Annotated in this window: 2 protein-coding genes and 1 tRNA gene; all 3 read left to right on the top strand. The window is 31.3% G+C overall.

Going from position 1 to position 4877, the window contains the following annotated elements; translation table 11 throughout:
• The first annotated feature begins 88 nt into the window (after positions 1-88).
• Positions 89-162: transfer RNA gene (locus KQA_RS0216745), tRNA-Arg, on the top strand.
• A 307-nt stretch (positions 163-469) separates the two neighbouring features.
• Positions 470-1522 carry a PDDEXK nuclease domain-containing protein gene (locus tag KQA_RS0216740; protein ID WP_010182720.1) on the top strand — a complete coding sequence of 351 codons (1053 nt, stop codon included), beginning with the start codon at positions 470-472 and terminating at the stop codon, positions 1520-1522.
• The gene (locus KQA_RS0216735) at positions 1497-4481 is read left to right on the top strand and encodes a DEAD/DEAH box helicase (protein WP_010182719.1); all 2985 of its coding nucleotides are present in this window, start codon (positions 1497-1499) and stop codon (positions 4479-4481) included. The genes KQA_RS0216740 and KQA_RS0216735 overlap by 26 nt, the downstream gene beginning before the upstream one ends.
• Positions 4482-4877 lie beyond the last annotated feature (396 nt).

The raw sequence follows: 4877 nt of genomic DNA, 5'->3' as shown, positions 1-4877 counted from the left end.
CCGGTCATCGCGCCTCGTTTGGGACGAGGAGGTCGCAGGTTCGAATCCTGCCACCCCGACACTGTTTTCGTAGAAACATAAAAACTACGGGCTCTTAGCTCAGCTGGATAGAGCACCTCCCTTCTAAGGAGGCGGTCGAAGGTTCGAATCCTTCAGGGCTCACAAAGGAGATAAATCTTAGATTTATCTCCTTTTTATTCTTTTGATTATCAGTTGTTTAATAAGTATCTAATTCTACACCTATATTATCTACTTTATTTCTTTAATTTAATTAAGTTGTTGTTTTTTAGTTGCTTAATGTTCGAGTCCTTTCTGGTTTGAAATCTTCACGGGAATAATTTAGACTATATATAAAGGTTTTAAAAACCGCCTAAACACTGTTTAATAAATAGTTACATAAACCAGAATTAATACTAAAAACATTTTAAATGAAGTAAGTATATTTGCTTTTCAACGATTAGGGTTTATCATGGATAAAGAAGTAAGTAATATAAAAGAAGTTACCAAGGAAATTCAATTACTTATTGAGCAAAGCAAGCAACAAATTGCGCTCTCAGTTAATGCTACAATGAGTCAAATGTATTGGCAAATTGGAAGAAAAATCAATCAAGAGGTTTTGCAAAATGAAAGAGGTGCTTATGGTAAACAAATTGTCGTATTACTGTCACGACAATTGTCAACTGAATATGGCACATCCTTTTCTGAGAAAAACCTACGTAGAATGATGCAATTTGCTACTTGTTTTCCAGATGAAAAGATTGTCGTATCAATGATACGACAATTAAGTTGGACGCATATTTTAACAATTATACCTATAGAAGACCCTTTAAAACGTGAATTCTATTTGCAACTATGTATTCATGAGAAATGGAGCGTACGGACTTTTCGAGAGAGAATTAAATCGATGCTTTATGAACGTACAGCCATTAGTAAGAAACCCGAAGAAACAATTAAAAAGGATTTAGTTAAACTAGATAAAAATCAGAATATTTCTCCTGATTTAGTTTTTAGAGATCCGTATTTTCTCGATTTTTTAGGGTTATCAGACTCTTATTCGGAAAAAGATTTAGAAAGTTCTATTCTTGTAGAGCTCCAAAAGTTTATAACAGAACTTGGGAGTGACTTTGCTTTTATGGCACGTCAAAAACGAATAACGATAGACAGTAGGGATTACTATATCGATTTACTATTTTATCATCGAAGATTAAAATCATTAGTAGCAATTGATCTAAAAATCGGAGAATTTGAAGCTTCATATAAAGGGCAGATGGAATTATATCTCCGCTACCTTGAAAAACACGAAATCGTAGATGGTGAAAATAGTCCAATAGGTTTAATTCTTTGTACTGGGAAAAATGAAGAACATGTAGAATTACTGCAATTGGACAAAAGTAATATAAGAGTAGCTGAGTATTTAACACTCCTGCCATCTAAAGAAATACTGCAAAATAAATTGCATAGAGCTATTGAAATTGCTAAAAAAAAATCGGGAACTAATGAACAGAGAAATCAGTCTGATTAGAAACCTATTTAATTGTAGAGAAGATGTTTTTGCAATACATTGGCAAAAGGGTAATAAAAGTGGATATATGCCTGCTTATCATTATGATCCATATAGATATCGACTTCATAAAATAAACGGAGGTACTTTTAAGACTTTCAATGAAAAAAACTACCTCACGCTTACAGACCAACAAATTACTAAACACTTAAATGGAGAACAACTAATTGGCATATACCCTTTACTCAAAGACAATACTTCTTGGTTCATTGTTGCTGATTTCGACAAGCGAAATTGGAAAGAAGAAAGTCAAACATTTATTGATATATGTTTAGATAAAGGTATCTCGGCATATCTTGAAAGATCAAAGTCAGGCAATGGTGCTCATGTTTGGATATTCTTTGATCAAGCTTACCCAGCAATAAAGAGTAGAAAGATTTTTATTTCAATACTTGAAGAAGGTAATATCTTTTCCGTATTTGACAAAAGTTCAAGTTTTGACCGCTTATTTCCGAATCAAAACTTTCTCTCTGGAAAAGGTTTAGGAAACCTGATTGCATTGCCTTTTTATAAACCTACATTAGAACAAGGAAACAGCTGTTTTGTAGACAACAACTTAAAACCACACGAAAATCAATGGGATTTCTTATCTTCTATTCAGAAAGTAACAACCACTCATCTTGATAAAATATTTGAATCTTTAGCGATAGATAATTTAGCTTCATCAGTCACAGAAAAGCTCAATTCGAATAAACTGCATATAACCCTTAATAGTTCTGTGATAATCAATCGATCGGGAATAACACCTGAGCTGATCAATTTTCTTAAAGAGGAATTAAATTTTGCAAACCCTGAGTACTTTATTAAAAAGAAAACGAGTAAATCTACGTGGGATACAAAACGATATTTTAGGTTTATTGAAGAAACAGAAAATGAAATTATTATTCCTAGAGGTTTTGTAGGAAGGTTAATTCAATATTGCAAACAAGGAAAAATTGATTTTGAATTCCTAGATAAAAGAGTGAAATTTCCTTTAACTAAATTTTCTACAAATATAATATTAAGACCGCATCAAAATATAGCAATAGAAGCTACCGTCAAAAAAGATTTTGGTGTAATTACAGCGCCTCCAGGTTCAGGTAAAACAGTAATTGGATTAAAAATCATTGCTGAAAAGCAACAACCAGCTTTAATTATTGTCCATCGTAAACAGCTCTTAGAACAATGGATCGAACGAATTCAAGCATTTTTTGGGATTCCAAAAAATGAAATTGGAAAGATTGGACAAGGCAAAGCGAAAGTTGGGAAGACTATCACAGTAGCAATGATTCAGAGTTTAGGTAAACAACTTGAAAAACAAGAAATAGAAGGTCTTGCTAAACGATTTGGAATAATCATTATTGATGAATGCCACCATGTACCAGCAGAAACATTTAGAAAAACAATTTCAAGACTATCAACTTATTATCAATATGGGTTAACAGCAACACCTTTTCGAAAAGGAAGCGATGGAAAACAAATATTTATTCATCTAGGTAGAATTATAGCTGATATTAAACCTGAAGAAATTGAAAACTATAAAAGAGCAAGAATTAACATACGAGAAACAAGCTTAGACATCCCTTTCAATTCTAAAACGGATACATTTGAAACGTTATCAAAGGTACTTGTTCATGATTCTACTAGAAATAAACTTATCCTAAGTGATGTACGTAACGAATTAAATAGAAGAAAAAAGGTTGTTATAATTACCGAACGAAAAGAGCACATTGATACATTGTATCAATTACTAAAACAATCCTTTGAAACCATCACATTAAGTGGAGAAGACTCTGAAAGTAATAGAAAAGCGAAATGGAAGATTCTTAATGAAGGAAATTATCAAGCTCTAATAACTACAGGGCAATTTTTTGGAGAAGGAACTGATTTAACAAATGCTTCTTGTGTGTTTTTAGTATACCCATTCTCTTTCAAAGGGAAACTTGTTCAGTATATAGGTCGTGTTCAACGATCGGAAATAACTCCTGTTGTCTATGATTATCGAGATCAAAAAATTGATTATTTAAACAAGCTTTTTCTGAAAAGAAACACTTATTATCGACACTTTGATAGGCAAGCATCTTTATTTGAAGAATCAGAGAACATAGAAGAAATATCTAAAAATGTTATCTCAGTTAAAGAGACAATAAAAACACCGATTGATAGATTTGACTTTCGATATGGAGCTATTGCTTTTAAATATAAAACATCAAAAATTCCAATAGAACTTGAATTCGAAATAGAAAATGATGAAATACGACCTGAATTTGATGTCTTAAAACCCTACTTCGTTAAGTTTTTAAAATCAAAAAATGTAGAAGTGAATATTTTTGCAGAAATCTTAAATGGAAAAGTAATTTCCCAAATAGCTGATTCTAAAGATTTGGAAATGATTAATCGAGAAATCATCGAAAGTGTAAAATTCCGCTTTATAGAAAAGAGTATTCTTCAAAAAAAACATTTAACAGAAATAAGTGAAAATTTACTTGATTTAGATCATCTACAAGAAGAAAAAGGTTCTTCATTATATAAATCTGAAGAAGAATTACTAAACGATCTTTTGCTAAGTAAGGAGGTTAAACATTTTCAACAGTTAAGGTATTTAGCAACAAAACACGATCGTACGATGCTAAAACTACGTTTTGTTTTGAATCCATTTTCTTTTGTGTTTCTATTAACAGGAAAGGAACAGTATCATATTATTCTTGAGACATTAGATACAGAAGAGGCAACATACATTTGGCACATTGATAAAAATAAAAATGTGCTTTCAGAAAAACTACGTACAATTGATCTCGATATAAACATGATTAGGAATAATGGTCGCCAAAATTTTCTAGAAAGTAAACCTAAAAACTTTAGTCGCCTAATTCATGATTATTCAGACAGAAGAAAAGGGTTTATACTTTGGAAGGATCTGTTGGAAGAAAGACTAACTTAAACCTAAATTAGTCTTTCTTGGCTAAATTTTTATTATTTAATTCACTGCTCTCATAAAACTCACAATAACATCAAAATCGTCAAGGTGAGAAAGTTCGATACTTCTTCCGTTGGGCTCACTTTAAATCCTCACTATTTAGTTAGTGGGGATTTTTTGTTTAAAATCTTTTTTCTTAAAAGAATATGCTATTTTAACAAAATTAACATTTAATACACTAAACTCAAAGCTCTTCAGTATATTTATAAGTATTTAATAATCAATAAAATAAATATCATGAAAACATTTTTATTATTCTTTTATGGAATTAGTATTACTTTTTTATTATCATCACAGGCTTGGATACTCCGTTTCGATTTGTGCCAGTAATTTCGGAGTAAACCGTGCCACGTATTTCGG

It is taken from the genome of Aquimarina agarilytica ZC1, from assembly GCF_000255455.1.
In the GTDB taxonomy this organism is placed as follows: domain Bacteria; phylum Bacteroidota; class Bacteroidia; order Flavobacteriales; family Flavobacteriaceae; genus Aquimarina; species Aquimarina agarilytica.
This window is presented reverse-complemented; position numbering and strand designations above follow the sequence as displayed.